The 16023-nt window shown below is 50.6% G+C and carries 19 protein-coding genes; 10 read left to right on the plus strand and 9 right to left on the minus strand.

The features are described 5' to 3' along the window. Positions 1-20 precede the first annotated feature (20 nt). The 10 genes from flgC to flgL all read left to right on the plus strand — a co-directional run bounded on the left by flgC (position 21) and on the right by flgL (position 9746). Entirely contained in the window at positions 21-425 is a 405-nt protein-coding gene (gene flgC / locus ACMZI0_RS12825; protein WP_222157446.1) for a flagellar basal body rod protein FlgC, read from the plus strand. A 17-nt stretch (positions 426-442) separates the two neighbouring features. Then, the gene (flgD, locus tag ACMZI0_RS12830) at positions 443-1120 is read left to right on the plus strand and encodes a flagellar hook assembly protein FlgD (protein WP_415673232.1); all 678 of its coding nucleotides are present in this window, start codon (positions 443-445) and stop codon (positions 1118-1120) included. Between the two features lie 85 nt (positions 1121-1205). Then, a complete protein-coding gene (gene flgE / locus ACMZI0_RS12835; RefSeq protein ID WP_415673233.1) occupies positions 1206-2429 on the plus strand; it encodes a flagellar hook protein FlgE in 1224 nt (407 codons plus the stop codon). A gap of 20 nt (positions 2430-2449) precedes the next feature. Beyond that, positions 2450-3202 carry a flagellar basal body rod protein FlgF gene (locus tag ACMZI0_RS12840; RefSeq protein WP_415673234.1) on the plus strand — a complete coding sequence of 251 codons (753 nt, stop codon included), beginning with the start codon at positions 2450-2452 and terminating at the stop codon, positions 3200-3202. Between the two features lie 28 nt (positions 3203-3230). Beyond that, positions 3231-4013, plus strand: a complete 783-nt coding sequence (gene flgG, locus ACMZI0_RS12845; RefSeq protein WP_415673235.1) for a flagellar basal-body rod protein FlgG — start codon at positions 3231-3233, stop codon at positions 4011-4013. A 129-nt stretch (positions 4014-4142) separates the two neighbouring features. Next, the gene (locus ACMZI0_RS12850; protein ID WP_415673436.1) at positions 4143-4856 is read left to right on the plus strand and encodes a flagellar basal body L-ring protein FlgH; all 714 of its coding nucleotides are present in this window, start codon (positions 4143-4145) and stop codon (positions 4854-4856) included. 20 nt (positions 4857-4876) lie between these two features. Next, positions 4877-5986: a flagellar basal body P-ring protein FlgI gene (locus ACMZI0_RS12855; RefSeq protein ID WP_415673236.1), complete on the plus strand. Its 1110-nt coding sequence runs from the start codon at positions 4877-4879 to the stop codon at positions 5984-5986. Beyond that, positions 5986-6945: a flagellar assembly peptidoglycan hydrolase FlgJ gene (flgJ, locus tag ACMZI0_RS12860; RefSeq protein ID WP_415673237.1), complete on the plus strand. Its 960-nt coding sequence runs from the start codon at positions 5986-5988 to the stop codon at positions 6943-6945. Before ACMZI0_RS12855 ends, flgJ begins: the two co-directional genes overlap by 1 nt. Positions 6946-7064: 119 nt before the next feature. Then, positions 7065-8753, plus strand: coding sequence for a flagellar hook-associated protein FlgK (flgK, locus tag ACMZI0_RS12865; RefSeq protein WP_415673238.1), 1689 nt, complete (start codon positions 7065-7067; stop codon positions 8751-8753). Positions 8754-8783: 30 nt separating this feature from the next. After that, positions 8784-9746, plus strand: a complete 963-nt coding sequence (gene flgL, locus ACMZI0_RS12870; protein WP_415673239.1) for a flagellar hook-associated protein FlgL — start codon at positions 8784-8786, stop codon at positions 9744-9746. A 173-nt stretch (positions 9747-9919) separates the two neighbouring features. On the opposite strand, the gene fliR is transcribed toward flgL, so the two are convergent. The 9 genes from fliR to fliJ form a co-directional block, all read right to left on the minus strand. After that, a complete protein-coding gene (gene fliR, locus ACMZI0_RS12875; RefSeq protein WP_415673240.1) occupies positions 9920-10708 on the minus strand; it encodes a flagellar biosynthetic protein FliR in 789 nt (262 codons plus the stop codon). A gap of 2 nt (positions 10709-10710) precedes the next feature. Next, positions 10711-10980 (minus strand): flagellar biosynthesis protein FliQ, encoded by a 270-nt coding sequence (fliQ, locus tag ACMZI0_RS12880; RefSeq protein WP_415673241.1) that lies wholly within the window; start codon positions 10978-10980, stop codon positions 10711-10713. Between the two features lie 19 nt (positions 10981-10999). Beyond that, on the minus strand, positions 11000-11773 hold the full coding sequence (gene fliP / locus ACMZI0_RS12885) for a flagellar type III secretion system pore protein FliP (RefSeq protein ID WP_415673242.1): 774 nt from the start codon (positions 11771-11773) through the stop codon (positions 11000-11002). After that, positions 11770-12198 (minus strand): flagellar biosynthetic protein FliO, encoded by a 429-nt coding sequence (fliO, locus tag ACMZI0_RS12890; RefSeq protein ID WP_415673243.1) that lies wholly within the window; start codon positions 12196-12198, stop codon positions 11770-11772. The genes fliP and fliO overlap by 4 nt, the downstream gene beginning before the upstream one ends. After that, positions 12198-12608 carry a flagellar motor switch protein FliN gene (gene fliN, locus ACMZI0_RS12895; RefSeq protein ID WP_415673244.1) on the minus strand — a complete coding sequence of 137 codons (411 nt, stop codon included), beginning with the start codon at positions 12606-12608 and terminating at the stop codon, positions 12198-12200. Before fliN ends, fliO begins: the two co-directional genes overlap by 1 nt. Next, positions 12601-13614, minus strand: coding sequence for a flagellar motor switch protein FliM (fliM, locus tag ACMZI0_RS12900; protein ID WP_415673245.1), 1014 nt, complete (start codon positions 13612-13614; stop codon positions 12601-12603). The genes fliN and fliM overlap by 8 nt, the downstream gene beginning before the upstream one ends. Positions 13615-13619: 5 nt before the next feature. After that, complete coding sequence (fliL, locus tag ACMZI0_RS12905) at positions 13620-14099, minus strand: flagellar basal body-associated protein FliL (protein ID WP_415673437.1); 480 nt, start codon at positions 14097-14099, stop codon at positions 13620-13622. A 155-nt stretch (positions 14100-14254) separates the two neighbouring features. Continuing rightward, the gene (locus tag ACMZI0_RS12910) at positions 14255-15577 is read right to left on the minus strand and encodes a flagellar hook-length control protein FliK (protein WP_415673246.1); all 1323 of its coding nucleotides are present in this window, start codon (positions 15575-15577) and stop codon (positions 14255-14257) included. Beyond that, positions 15574-16020 carry a flagellar export protein FliJ gene (fliJ, locus tag ACMZI0_RS12915; RefSeq protein WP_415673247.1) on the minus strand — a complete coding sequence of 149 codons (447 nt, stop codon included), beginning with the start codon at positions 16018-16020 and terminating at the stop codon, positions 15574-15576. Before fliJ ends, ACMZI0_RS12910 begins: the two co-directional genes overlap by 4 nt. Positions 16021-16023 lie beyond the last annotated feature (3 nt).

Raw genomic sequence — 16023 nt, forward strand, 5'->3', positions numbered from 1 at the left:
AAAGAGGAGGCTAAGGCGTTATGTCACTGCTAAGCATATTTGATATTTCCGGCTCCGCGCTCTCAGCGCAATCTCAGCGTTTGAACGTCAGTGCCAGTAACCTGGCGAACGCAGACAGTGTGACCGGCCCTGACGGGCAACCTTATCGTGCCAAACAGGTTGTTTTTGAAGTGGCTGCACCCGCAGGGCAGGCGACAGGGGGCGTACGCGTCGCCAATGTCATTGAAGATACTTCGCCCGCGCGTCTGGTTTATGAACCCGGTAATCCGTTGGCAGATGGGCAAGGTTATGTGCGTATGCCAAACGTGGATCCGGTTGCCGAGATGGTAAACACCATTTCTGCTTCACGCAGTTATCAGGCTAACGTTGAGGTGCTTAATACTACTAAAACGATGATGCTGAAAACATTGACTATCGGGCAATAACCGGGAGACACGTGCAAATGTCAGTCACGATTAATGATAGTACTTCCGCCAGCAAGACAAGCAGCTCCAGCAGCTCGTCAAATTCTGTAGCGGCAAACACCAGTGCCGATCTACAGAATCAATTTTTGACGCTGCTGGTCGCACAGTTAAAAAACCAGGATCCCACCAATCCCATGGACAACAATCAACTGGTCAGTCAGTTGGCGCAGTTGAACACGGTAAGTGGGATTGAGAAGCTGAACACCACGCTGGGTTCCATTTCTGGGCAAATCAACAATAACCAATCGATACAGGCTACCACCTTGATTGGTCATGGCGTGATGGTGCCGGGGAACGAGATTTTGGTGGGCAAAGAGACCAGCACTCCGTTTGGACTTGAGCTTGAAAGTGCTGCGGAAAACGTCACTGTCACCATCACTGACAGTACGGGTAAGGTGGTGCGCAGTCTGGAACTTGGCGCACTTACTGCTGGCGTGCACTCTTGGGGTTGGGATTGCAAGGTGACAGATGGCACGGCTGCTCCTGATGGTTCATACGCCTTTACTGTTGCGGCTAGTACCAATGGTGCCCAACAAACTATACAGCCATTACGTTATGCCCTGGTTAATGGGGTGGTTCGCAATGACTCTGGTGCCCAGTTGGATCTGGGGCTACAAGGCAAAGCGACGTTGGACGACGTGCGGCAGATTTTGTAACTGAAAGATAGAGTTGCGCACGGAATCTGGCTGACCTTGAAACCGTTTCTGAAGCATCATTTAAGCGATTCATCCGGAGAGCACCATGAGTTTTTATCAAGCGGTCAGCGGCTTGAATGCCGCAGCGAAACAACTGGACGTTATTGGCAACAACATTGCCAACTCGTCAACCGTGGGTTTTAAAACGGGCACTATTGCGTTTGCAGATATGTTTACGGGTGGTACGGGCTTAGGGACAAAGGTCGCTTCCACATTGCAGGATTTCGGTGATGGTCCTCCGAACTCTAGTACACGTGCGCTGGATGTTGCGATCAGCGGCAATGGCTTCTTCCGCATGCAGGATAGCAGTGGTTCAGTGTATTTTAGCCGTAATGGCCAGTTTACTCTGGATGGCGCTACCCTCAATATCGTTAACATGCAAGGCATGTTGCTGACGGGATACCCGGTTATCGGTACTCCGCCGACTATTCAGCAAGGGGCTGCTCCGGTGCCGTTGACTATCCCTGAAACGGCGATGGCTGCCCAACAGACGACAGTTGCTTCAATTATTGCCAACCTGAACTCTTCTGATGCTGTTAAAGTTTTTGATCCGGCTAATCCCGAAACGGCGAACTACAAGGGTTCGATCACCGTCTACGATACACTGGGTAACCCCCATAACATCGGTCTGTATTTCGAAAAAACGGGCGATAACAAGTGGACCGTAAACGTTCAGGATGGCTCAGTCGCAGGTTCTGCTTTCACTAAAATTGCACTGGAGTTTACGGAAAGCGGCGCGTTGAAATCACAGACGCAGGTAACGGGCACCGCTACTGTCACGGGGGCGAGTACCATCCCGCTGCAGTCGCTGAATGGCTCTCTGGCATCTTCGTTTACTCTTGATTTTGCTGGTAGCGTGCAACAGAACTTTGGTTCAAACAGCAACAAAACCCCAACTCAGAACGGTTATAGGTCGGGTAGCCTGATCGGTTATAGCGTTAGCGATGGCGGTGTCATAACCGGCAAATACTCCAACGACAGAACACAGCCTCTGGGGCAGATTGCACTGGCCAGTTTCTCTAATCCGGAAGGGCTGTCAATTGAGGTCGATAACGTATGGTCCAGCACCGAGAAATCCGGTCAACCGGTTATCGGTCAAGCAGGTATCGGTAGCCTGGGTACGTTGCTTGGCAATATGACAGAAAGCTCAAACGTGGACATGAGTAAAGAGTTGGTGGATATGATCGTTGCTCAACGTTTCTACCAGTCTAACGCGCAAACCATTAAAACGCAGGACTCCATCCTGCAAACGCTTGTCAGCATGCGTTAATCGTTTAGCGGAGAAACTCCATGGATCACGTGATTTATACAGCGATGGGTGGCGCCAGCCAGTCACTTGAAAAGCAGGCGATTACGACCAACAACCTGGCCAATGCATCAACACCGGGTTTTAAGTCACAATTAGCTGCGCTGCGTGCAGTGCCCATCAATGGACCGACCAACCAAACCCGGACATTGGTTGTGGCCTCTACGCCGGGAGCGGATATGTTGGAAGGTGTCATAGATTACACCGGACGTTCCATGGATGTTGCACTGCCTAAAGAGAGTTGGTTGGCAGTGCAAACCGCAAACGGAGAAGCCTATACCCGTAATGGGAATATGGAAATCAATGCCGATGGACAGTTGACCATCCAGGGGCGCATTGTGGTGGGCGATGGTGGTCCGATTGAAATTCCGCCCAATGCACAAATCAGTATCTCTGCCGATGGTACTATTTCCTCGCTGAATGCTGGTGATGCGCCCAATACCATTGCTCAGTTAGGGCGCTTGAAGCTGGTGAAAGCGACAGGACAAGAAGTAACGCGTTCCGACGATGGCCTGTTCCGTTTGACGCCGGCAGCCCAGCAGCAGCGCGGCAATGTATTACAGAACGATCCCACCGTGCGCGTCATGCCTGGCGTACTCGAAGGCAGCAACGTCGATTCGGTTGGTGCCCTGGTGGATATGATTGCTAACTCACGCCGCTTCGACATGCAGATGAAAGTGATTAGCAGTGCCGACACTAATGCCCAGAGTGCCAATCAGTTATTGGCGATAAGCTAACACGCTATTTTCGTGAAGGAGTTGCTTTATGATCCGTTCGTTATGGATTGCAAAAACCGGTTTGAACGCACAGCAAACCAATATGGACGTTATTTCCAACAACCTGGCGAACGTCAGCACCAATGGTTTTAAACGCCAGCGCGCCGTGTTTGAAGATTTGCTGTACCAAACCATTCGCCAACCGGGCGCTCAGTCCTCTGAGCAAACTACCTTACCTTCCGGGCTGCAATTAGGGATGGGGGTACGTCCTGTGTCGACAGAGCGTATTCATACGCAAGGTGGTATGTCTGAAACCGGTAACTCCAAGGACGTTGCGATTCGTGGGCAAGGTTTCTTCCAGGTACAGATGCCTGATGGTACCACCGCCTATACTCGTGATGGCGCATTTCAACTGGATGGAAACGGCCAGTTGGTCACTTCAAGCGGCTATCTGGTACAGCCGGCAATTACTATTCCTGCTAATGCCACCGAACTTTCAATCGGTCGTGACGGTATCGTCAGTGTCAAATTGCAGGGCCAGACAGCGATGAACCAGATTGGTCAGTTGACGCTGGCTACTTTCATCAATGACAGCGGTTTGGAAAGCATTGGTGAAAATCTCTATCTGGAAACCACCAGTTCCGGCGCGCCAAATGAAACTAACCCTGGGTTGAACGGTGCAGGATTGCTGTATCAAAAATTTGTAGAAACTTCTAACGTCAACGTGGCGGAGGAGTTGGTCTCGATGATCCAGACTCAGCGTGCCTATGAGATCAACAGTAAGGCGATCTCCTCTTCCGATCAGATGTTGCAGAAACTGACCCAGTTGTAAAACCGGGCGATTGACGGGGCGATGACAAGGATAAAACGGTGATGTGTCAGTTTCCCGCTTTATCCTTGTCATTGCCCCGTTGAGCATGAATAAATGGGCAACCTTTATAAGGCGATATCCGTAGTGATGATGATGCAAAAGCCGGTTATCAAACCGTTGTGCCAGCCGCGTTCGCTGGCGTTGGTCGTGATGTTGGCGCTAAGCGGTTGCGCCTATATTCCTCATGATAAAGTGGTTACCGGTCCCACCTCGGCACAGCCCGCACCGCCTTCAGCCGCAGCGCCAAATGGATCCATTTTCCAGGCGGTTCAGCCGATGAATTATGGCTACCAGCCGATGTTTGAAGACCGGCGGCCGAGAAATGTCGGTGATATCCTGACCATCGTTTTGCAGGAAAACGTCAGCGCCAGCAAGAGCTCATCTGCGTCTGCCAGTCGGGATGGTTCCTCATCATTCGGTGTAATAACCGCGCCGCGCTATCTGGAAGGGCCGTTGGGCAATAATCGTGCTGACCTAGAAGCACAGGGTAAAAATGACTTTGCCAGCAAAGGCGGTGCCAATGCCAATAACACCTTCAGTGGTACTATTACTGTAACGGTGGGGCAGGTGTTAGCTAACGGTAACCTGCATGTGGTGGGCGAGAAGCAGATTGCCATCAATCAGGGGACTGAATTTATCCGCTTTTCTGGCGTTGTGAATCCACGAACCATCAGTGGCGCTAACTCTGTGCCTTCCACCCAGGTGGCAGATGCCCGTATCGAATATGTTGGCAACGGGTATATCAATGAAGCGCAAAACATGGGCTGGTTGCAGCGTTTCTTCCTCAACGTTTCTCCGTTCTAAGCTAAGTGAAGAGGTACAGAATGCGGATCGCGTCGTTTCTTAGCCTGATGTTAGCCCTGGTGGCTTTCCTGCCTGCGTCGTCGCAGGCCGACAGGATCCGTGACCTTGTTGATATACAAGGCATGCGGGAAAACTCTTTGATTGGTTATGGTTTGGTGGTGGGGCTAGACGGGTCGGGTGACCAGACGATGCAAACCCCCTTTACCACACAAACGTTGACGAACATGCTGTCACAGTTAGGTATCACCGTGCCGGCAGGTACCAATATGCAGTTGAAAAACGTGGCGGCGGTGATGGTGACGGCCAAACTTCCTGCCTTTGGTCGTGCGGGGCAATCTATTGATGTTGTTGTCTCTTCAATGGGGAATGCCAAAAGCTTGCGCGGCGGTACGCTGTTGATGACGCCGCTGAAAGGTGTGGACAACCAGGTTTACGCGCTGGCGCAAGGTAACGTACTGGTCGGTGGCGCGGGTGCCGCCGCCGGTGGTAGCAGCGTGCAGGTCAACCAGTTGGCGGGTGGGCGTATTACCAACGGCGCGGTGATTGAGCGGGAACTGCCTTCTACCTTTGGCTCGTCTAATCTGATAATGCTGCAACTCAAGCAGGATGATTTTTCCATGGCGCAGCGTGTCAGCGATGCGATTAACCGCTCAGGTTTAGGCGGCAGTGCGACACCCGTTGACTCGCGCACCATTCAGGTGATTGCACCGCGTGGCAACAGTTCGCAGGTACGTTTTTTGGCGGACGTACAGAACCTTGATGTTAACGTTGGTCTTCAGGATGCCAAGGTTATCGTTAACTCTCGTACCGGCTCCGTGGTGATGAACCGCGAAGTCACCTTGCAAAGCTGTGCCATCGCGCAGGGTAATCTTTCTGTCACTATCAATCAGCAAAATGTTGTCAGTCAGCCGGATACGCCGTTAGCGGGTGGGCAAACGGTAGTGACACCGCAGACCGAAATTTCGCTCCAGCAAGGAGGCGGTGCATTGCAGCGCGTTAATGCCAGTGCCAACCTGAACAATGTGGTGCGTGCGTTGAACTCCTTAGGCGCGACACCGATGGAGCTGATGTCGATTTTACAAGCGATGCAAAGTGCAGACTGCCTGCGCGCTAAACTGGAAATCATCTAATGGCCGATATTCAGTCGCTCCATAATGCTGCGTATGACGCGCAGTCATTAAATTCACTCAAGCGTGAAGTCTCTACCGATCCGCAAAGTAAAGAGGGAATTCGAGCGGTTGCGCGCCAGATGGAAGGTATTTTTGTCCAACTGATGATGAAAAGCATGCGTTCGGCAACGATGGAAGATGGGCTGCTAAACAACGAGCAAACTAAGCTGTATACTTCGATGTATGACCAGCAGGTGGGGCAGAAAATTGCTTCAGGAAAAGGACTGGGGTTGGCAGATGTCATGGTCAAGCAACTGACGGCGACGCAGAACGCGGACATCCCTTCCTCTGCTGCGGCAGAGGAGAGCACGTTGCGTTTTGACGGAGCCTTGCTCAGAACGATGCCGACAGCCGAAGTAGAGCAAATGGTGCGTAAAGCCGTACCTAAATTACCCGCCAGCGGCTCAGCGTTGCCGCTTTCCAGCAGCAATTTTGTTTCGCAACTCGCCGTGCCTGCACAGATAGCCAGCCAGCAAAGCGGCATTCCCCATCACCTTATTATGGCTCAGGCAGCGTTGGAATCCGGTTGGGGACAGAGTGAAATCCCCACGGCGGATGGCCGCCCAAGCCACAACCTGTTTGGTATTAAGGCGGGCAGTAACTGGGATGGCCCGGTCACCGAGATCACCACCACCGAGTATGAAGATGGCGTGGCGAAAAAGGTCAAGGCCAGCTTCCGCGTTTACGACTCCTACATGGATGCGTTGGGCGATTACGTCAAACTGCTGACCAATAACCCGCGCTATAGCAATGTTGCAGCGGCAGGAAGTGCGGAACAAGCCGCTCACGCTTTGCAGCGTGCCGGCTATGCTACCGACCCGCAGTATGCGCAGAAACTGATCAGCATGATTCAGCAGATGAAGAATACCAGTGAGAAAGCAGTTAAAGCGTACACCCATGATTTAAGCCAACTGTTTTGATTTTTTTCTGAAGGTTTTCGCTGTCTTGCCGATAACTGGTATTAGCGATGAAAGTGGGTCAATCACTTTCTGTATCTTGTCTATTTGTATGGCATTCACGCCCGTGGAAAGGAGGTTTCATGGCCAATTTGGTAAATACTGCGATGAGTGGGCTGAAGGCCGCGCAGGCAGCATTGAGCGCGGTCAGCAACAATATTAGTAACCAGGCGGTGACGGGATATAGCCGACAGACCGCACTGCTTGAACAAGCGGCGGGCACGAAGATCGGCAATGCCTACATTGGTAACGGTGTAAATTTGGTTTCAATCAATCGGGATTATAACGAATTTATCGCCACCCAACTGCGTTCAGCGCAAACCACCAGTAGTTCAGTAACGACCAGCTACGAACAGATATCGAAAATTGATAACTTGCTGGCAAGCAGTACTACCAATCTCTCTTCATCCTTGCAGGAATTTTTCACCAACCTGCAGAACGTCGCGAATAACGCAGGGGATTCTTCTGCGCGTCAAACCATGATCGGTAAAGCACAAGGACTGGTTAACCAGTTTCAGGTCACCGACAAATATCTGCGCGACATGGATTCCAGCATTAACAGTGAAATCCAGAGTGTGATTGGTCAGGTAAATACCTACACTAGCCAGATCGCAAATCTGAACAAAGAAATTACGCGTCTGCTGGGTGCTAACCAAGGGGCGCAACCCAACGATCTGCTCGATCAGCGCGATCTGTTGGTGGATGAACTCAATAAACTGGTGGGCGTGGACGTTGCGGTTCAAGATGGTACCATTTATAACGTGTCGCTCAAGAATGGCATGAACCTGGTACAGGGGACGCGCAGCTTTAATTTGGTGACTGTTCCCTCTAGCAGCGATCCACAGCGTGTGGCGGTAGGGTATGACGATCCGACCGTAGGCGTCAGCGAGCTTCGCGAAAGTAGCATATCCGGTGGCAAACTGGGAGGGTTCATCTCGTTCAGAAGCGCTACCCTCGATACCACACGCAATCAGGTTAACCAATTGGCGCTGGCATTTGCTGACGCGTTCAATACCCAACATAAAGAAGGGTATGACTATAACGGTACGCCAGGCGTTGATTTCTTTGAATTTGGCGGTCCAGTCGTATACGAAAACAGTAAAAATACCGGTAATGCGGTGCTGAGTGCGGCCTATAAAGATACCAAAGCGGTACAGGCAACGGACTACTCAATGCGCTATAACGGCACGTCATGGGATGTCACCCGTACAGCAACCAATACAACAATAACGGGTTTGACGCCGGATGCTGATGGCAAGCTCACCTTTGATGGCCTCGAAGTAACGGTTACTGCGGGAAGTACGCCTTTGGTTGCTGGTGATACGTATCTGCTCAAGCCAGTGAGTGACGTCATTATTGATATGAAAGTGGCTATTAGCGATCCGAATAAAGTGGCGGCAGCATCGACCAAGTTGGATGAAGATGGGAACGAAGTGCCCGGCGAGTCCGGTGGGCCGAATGATAATACCAATGCCAAGGCGATGTTGGCCTTGCAGAACCAGAAGATTGTTGGCGGCACGGCCACCTTCACTGGAGCTTACGCGGGTATCGTGGGTGAGATCGGTAACCAGACCAGCGCGCTGAAAATCAATAACACATCACAACAGAACGTGGTGAAACAGCTAACCGCTGAGCAGAAGTCCGTGTCAGGTGTAAACCTGGACGAAGAATATGGCGACCTGATGCGCTACCAACAGTATTACATGGCGAATGCTCAGGTGATTCAAACTGCACAGGCACTTTTTGACGCGCTGCTCTCTATGCGCAGCTGATTGGCGATCGAATAAAGAGGAATTTATACCATGCGTTTAAGCACCAGCATGATATATCAGCAGAATATGAATGGTATTCTGAATGGTCAGTCCATTTGGCAGAAAGCGGGAGAGCAGCTGGCCAGTGGCACCAAGGTAACGACACCTTCAGATAATCCTATTGCTGCTTCTCAGGCTATCATGATCGGTCAGGCGCAGGCGGAGACCGACCAATATACCTTAGCCAGAACTTTTTCTCGCCAGAGCATGTCGTTAGAATTGTCGGTGCTGGGGAGTATTGTTACAGCGGTAACGTCGGCTTCGACCGAAGTCATCAGTGCAGGCAGTGTAAAAAGTGATGACGATCGGAATACTCAGGCCAAAGTATTGGAAGGGCTCAAAGAGCAGTTGTTGAACATTGCCAATACGACGGATGGGAATGGCAACTATATCTTTGCTGGCTATCAGACGACTACTGCACCTTATGTGCAGGATCCCACGACCAAAGTAGTGAGTTATGTTGGTGGATTCACCGCAATTTCACAGCAGGTTGATTCTAGCCGCACCATGACGGTGAGCAATATCGGACCACAGGTATTCAATAGTGCTATTGGCGATGCAGTAAAGGAACCGGATGGCTCAATTCAGAAAGATCTGTTTGCCACCTTGGATATCGCCATTAACACGCTGAAAACACCCATTGCGGACGGTGACACAGCAGCACAAGAAGCGCTTCAGGCTGCATTGGCTACAGCGAACCGTGGGTTACGTAACTCACTGAATAACGTATCCTCGGTCGAATCGGCGATTGGTATCCAATCTCAAGAGTTGGATCAGCTTGATACAATTGGTGCAGACCGCAAAATGGCTAACTCACAGACTAAGAGTGCGTTGGTGGATACGGATTGGGTGTCATCAATCTCTACTTATATCATGCAGCAAGCCTCGTTACAGGCTGCTTATACCACGTATCAAAATATGCGGGGTATGTCACTGTTCCAGATTAATAAGTAACGGACGGTGATGCAGCACAGATTTGAATGCGCTTAAACCGGGCGTATTCTTTGGGCATGTCATTTCTTAAATGATGTGCCGTTTTTTGTTTTATTCCTTTCCTTTCTGAACCCGCAATTTTCCCTGCAAGCAGCGTAAAATGCACTGGCCTCGATCAGTTTCGGATAATGCTATCAAGGGGTTCTGGTTAGTCGAGTCAACACGTCAGCAAGAACATTGAAGATTTCGCTGAACAAATGTTTGGTGAATGGAGCCAGCAGAAAAAGCAGCATACCGAGCGTCATGATGCCTACGGTCAAAGTTAATGGGAAACCAATGACAAAAACGGTGAGCTGCGGTGCAACGCGGTTCAGCAAGCCCAGAGAGATATTAAGCGCCAGCAGCAAAGTAATTAACGGCAGTGCCAGCATGACTCCGTTAATAAATAGCAAGCTCCCCGCCCGGGCCAGCCCCAGGAATCCATCACCGCTAAGCGGTGCCGTGCTGATTGGCAGGGTATAAAAGCTGTCGGCTATCAGCGATATCATCCATAAATGACCATTGAACGCCATAAAGAGCAACATAGCCATGATGTTGAGAAAACGCGCCAGTACCTGCATGTTTGGCCCGCCGGTGGGGTCAAAAAAGGTGGCAAACGCCAACCCCATCTGCATACCAATCAGCTCGCCCGATAACCTGACAGCAGCAAAAGCCAATTGCATGGTGAAACCTAGTGCGGCACCGATCAATAACTGTTGGAGAATAATCCAGACGCCGCCAATAGAGAATAAAGGCGTGGTATTAACGGGTAAATAGGGCGCTACCAGCAGGGTAATCACGAGCCCTAGACAGATTTTCACCTGGGCTGGAACGGCGCGCTCATTAAACACAGGGCAGGTGGTGATTAAAGCCAAAATACGTATCAAGGGCAACAGGAACTGGTTGACCCAGAGATCCCACTGTGTGCTATCAAGCGTCAGCATGGTTAGCCAATGATCGTCGGCAACTGGCCGAACAACGTGCGCATATAATTCAGCATCAGGCTGAGCATCCAGGGCCCTGCGATCACCAGTGTGAAGAACACCGTCAGAATTTTGGGAATAAATGACAGCGTCATTTCGTTAATCTGGGTTGCGGCCTGTAACAAACTGATGATTAACCCGCTGAACAGCGCTGAGAGCAAGGGAGGGGCCGCAAGCGCCAGTGCGATCTTCATTGCTTCATAGCCTAAAGCCATTACGGATTCTGGCGTCATCGGGCAACCTCAGTAGGAATTAACTGTAAAAACTTTGTGCAAGTGAACCGAGCAACAATTGCCACCCGTCAACCAGAACAAACAGCATCAGCTTGAACGGTAACGAAATGGTCGCCGGTGGCACCATCATCATACCAAGCGCCATCAGTACGCTGGCCACCACCAGATCGATAATCAAAAACGGAATGAAAATGGTAAAACCAATCTGGAAGGCGGTTTTCAGTTCACTGGTGACAAACGCCGGGACCAGGACGCGCATTGGCACGGCTTCTGGCCCCTGAATCTCGCCCATCTGTGCCAGACGTGTAAATAGCGCAAGGTCGGATTGACGCGTCTGGCGCAGCATGAATTCGCGTAAAGGTTGCGCACCGCGTTCAATCGCCTTTTGCATGCTGATCTGATCCTGACTGAACGGCACATAGGCTTCATCATAAACACGGTTCAGTACGGGGGACATGATGAAAAAAGTCAGAAATAGCGTTAAACCCAGCAACACCTGATTAGGCGGCGCAGTGGGGGTACCTAATGCGTTACGCAATAAGCCCAGAACAATGATGATGCGTGTAAAACAGGTCATCATCAGCATGGCTGCCGGGATAAACGTCAGAGACGTCAGGAAAACCAGCGTTTGAACCGGCAATGTCCAACTTTGACCGCCGTTTGCCAAAGGGTGGCTGATAATACCCGGCAATTGCGCCCAGACTGAAGGGGTAAATAACACCAAAACGGCGGCCAATATTGGCAGTCCGCGCTTTAGCACTGATAGCGGTGAAACAGGAAGGCGCGCTTTCATTCCGATTTTTCCGGACGTTTGATGACTTTATTGAGTAACTGCCGAAAATCGACCGGTATGGCCATCTCTCCAGCTGGAGTGTCGTCCATCTCTTTGGCGGGCAGGATATGTAACGGCGTGATTTGTTGCGCCGTTACGCCCAGAACTAACCAGGTATCCTCAATCTCCACCACAACAACGTGTTCTCGTTGCCCAACCTGACAGCTTGAAACCACCTTGACCAGCTTATTTTGCTTAATGGGGAGGGTTAAACCGAGTTTACGCACCACCCAGGCAATCGCGAGGATCAGCATTAAAACGCCCACCAGTACAGAGCCTACTTGCGTAAGCAGTGAACTGGCGGGGAAGGGAGCTGTGGCAACCTGCGTCGTGGCATGTGTTACCGGTGCCGACGGCGCAGGGGAAAGGGGGTGAGTATCGGCCATTAGCGACTCAAACGACGCATCCGCTCGGAGGGAGTAATAATATCGGTAATACGCACCCCGTATTTATCCGATACCACCACCACTTCACCCTGTGCAATCAGATAGCCGTTGATCAGAATATCCAGCGGTTCACCCGCCAAGCCGTCCAGCGCCACCACTGAACCTTGCGTTAAGCGCAGCAGCTCTTTGATGGTCATTTTGGTGCGGCCGAGTTCAACCGTCAGTTTGACGGGGATATCGAGGATTAGGTCAATATCCTGCAAGCTACCGAGTGCATCGGAAGGATCCAGACTCTTGAAGATGTTATCTGTCGCGCTGGGCTTTTCTGCGGCTTGTTGCTCGTTAAACGCATCAGCCCACAGATCGTCCACAGGTTCCTTATCATCGGACGGTTTCTTGGTGTCACTCATTGGGCTGTTCCTCATTATTTAGAGAATTCAAAATAGGGTTAATCAAATGTTCGACGCGCAAGGCATATTGCCCATTCAGTGTGCCGTATTGGCTGGTTAACACCGGAACGCCATCAACGTGTGCAATGACGCGTTCGGGCTTGTCGATAGGCAGTACGTCCCCCGGCTGTAGTTTTAATACTTTGGAGAGACGCAATGGAATATCGACAAAATTTGCCACCAGTTCCAACTCTGAGTGTTGTACCTGTTTAGCTAAGGTTTCTCGCCAATTTTGGTCTTCCTGGCGCGAGTTTTCCAACGGTAGATTGGTCAGCACTTCCCTCAACGGTTCAATCATTGAGAAAGGAATGCAAATACTAAATTCACCCAACAATGTACCGATTTCAACATGGAACGGTGTTGTCACCACGATATCGTTCGGCGATGTGGTGATGTTGGTAAATTTCACCTGCATTTCAGAACGCACGTACTCGATATCGAGTTTATAAATCGCGTTCCAAGCTTCGCCATAGGCGTCCAGAGCCAGACGCAGCATGCGTTTCACAATACGTTGTTCGGTATGCGTGAATTCGCGGCCTTCTACTTTTGTCGGAAAACGTCCATCACCACCGAACAGGTTATCCACCGCGATAAACACCAGGCTCGGTGAAAACACAAACAGTGCCGTACCGCGCAAGGGTTTCAGGTGAATCAGGTTGAGGTTGGAAGGCGCCGGCAAGTTACGAGCAAAGTCATGATAAGGCTGTATTTTTATACCGCCTACCGTGATATCCGGGCTACGACGCAACAGGTTGAACAATCCCATACGGAATTGGCGCGCAAAACGTTCATTAATGATCTCCAACGCTTGCAGGCGTTCACGAATAACACGTCGCTGTGTATTGGGATCATAGGGTTTGACATCGCCGTCAGATTTCGCAGCGGCGTTGGCATTGCTGGCGTCATCACTACTGCCGCCGTTGAGCAATGCGTCAATTTCTGCTTGAGAGAGAATGCTATCGCCCATAAGGATTACCGTAAAATAAAGGCAGTGAACAACACATCAGTAACCACCTGATTTGGCTGTCCAGGGACCAGTGGGGGGCTCAGCACCTGCTTGATTTGCTCAATCAACTTTTGCTTACCCTGCTCGTTTGCCAAGGAGATGGCATCCTGATGTGACAGCAGCAATAACAAGCGGCTACGCACTTCGGGAAGATAATTTGTCAAACGTGTTCTGGTTTCTTCATCAGCCAAACGCAACGTGAAACCAACGTAAAGGACACGATCGGGATTGTTGTCGGCGTTGACCAGATTGACAGTAAACGTGTCCAACGGCATGAAGACAGGCAGTGCAGGGGGAGGCGGAACCTCCTGCTCAGCAGAGGGAGTTTTGTGGTACAACATCCACCAAGACACACCCGCAGCTCCTGTCGCCGCCAGCGCAATGATAATAAGCAATATTACCCAGATAGAGCGCTTACGCCGTGAACCAGCTTGCATGTCTGCCATAGCCAAAGAGAATTCCTATTATTAATCAATATCTAATGCCATCATTTTGTAGCACTAAATGAATATATGATGTTAATGATTATCCTGTCTATTCGTCAGTTCAATACAAAGAATAAACCAGAAAAACCGCGCTAACTTGTTCGTTTGCCTAAGGTTTATGCAAAAATATCGACACCGCTCACTGGCCGCGCAACCACCGTGCTTGACATATCAATATCAGTGGGCTCGTTGTCATAGTGCGCATTCGCAGCAAATTGTTGACGATAAGAGGTACTCTCGTCACCCGAGCCGCTATTCATGCCGCTTGCCATCTGTTGCTGCGCCTGCTGCCAACCGCTGTTTTCGCCACCAACACTGCTTTGACCTAAGTTGATACCGCTTTCCGCCATTGCGGTTCGCAGATGAGGCAGCGCGGCTTCAAGAGCGCTGCGTACCTGACTGTTCGCTGAAGCCAGATGAATCTGTGCCTGATTATCATCCAGTCGCAATGAAATATGCAGTGTACCTAACTCTTCTGGATGCAAGCACAATTGTGCACTCTGTAGTCCACTGCGGCTCAGCATAATAATTTGCTGACTGAGAGAATCCTGCCATTGCGTTGTGCCCAGTTGGGCATTTAGCTGCGCGCTGGCACCGGGTTGTGCGATGTTGTTCGTCATTGACGTTTGAGCATTGGGCGCCAGCGTTACGGCAGCAGTATGTCCTGTTAACGGCGTTTGGCTGACGCTGCTATCCTGTCTTGTTACCTCTGTGAACGTTTGGGCCAGTGCGGCGGTTTTATCCTGCATTTGGGCGCTATCATCTGCCTGAGCTTGAACCTGAGCCTGGTCATTTGCAACAGAACGATTTGTCTTCACTGTGGACATTGCTGTTGCCAGCGTATCACTTTTACTGGTCACTGCATCACGCGAAGAGAGGGTGGTGAATAAGGATGCTGTCGCACTATCATCTTTGCTCTGCGCTGCGGTACTATTCAGCCCCGGTAAAGAAAGTGACTGTGTTCCCTGAAGCAAGGATGACATTTCCATGTTTTGTGGTGCTGCGGGTGTTAACATTGCCATCAATGCCTGTACTGCCTGAGTATCTGTGGACTTGGCGTCGTCAGCGCTTTTCTCAAGGCTATCATCGTGCCCTTGAGCAAACGACTTGCGCAATGACGTCACCAGCTCTGACAATGATTTGTCATCCGGTGTACCTTGGGCGTTAATGACCGTCAGCAGCGTATTCAGGTCTTGCTGGTTTAAGTCAATATCTTGTGCCGTCAATGCATCCAGCAACTTTTGTTTACTGTCTTTGCCGCTCAGTGCAGAGCTATTATCCGCCGGGATCGCGGCTGTGGCGGTTTTCTTGGGCAGATGCAGGGATAACAGTTGGACAAAATCCTGAGGAAGCTGCTCGGAGGTGAGCAACCCAGAAGCTGACCCTGCGGCTTCACTGACGCCGGTATTTGCTGTTGTAGTAACGATTGGCAGTATCATAAATCTGTTTTCCTCAGAGAAGCCCGTTGGGCAAATTCATCCATCCGTTTTTGATCAAGACGATTCTCACGCGCGAGTTGCCTGACATCTTCGCGCTCTTGTAGCGTTTCAAAGGCATTCAGGCGAATTTGTTTTTCCTGCCAGGTTTTCATCGCCAGATCCAGACGAGAATTCCAGTGTTGCAATTGTTTCTGATGCTGAGTAATAGCGACATCCAGCGTTTGAATAAATTGCTGGAAATTTTGCCAACTGGTGTTGGCCATGCCTGCTGACATCGTCGCTTGTAACCTATCACGATAATCTTCCTGATAGTTTAACAGCATCTTCAGTTGTTGTTCAGCTTGTTGATAAGCTTTACGCACTTGCCCCAATTGGGTCGCTGCTTTTTCGACCTCTTTTTGGGCCAACTCGCGTAATGTAACCAGCGGTGACTGCGTTTTCATCTG

Origin of the sequence: Symbiopectobacterium sp. (genome assembly GCF_047692315.1) — a bacterium.
Lineage (GTDB): Bacteria > Pseudomonadota > Gammaproteobacteria > Enterobacterales > Enterobacteriaceae > Symbiopectobacterium.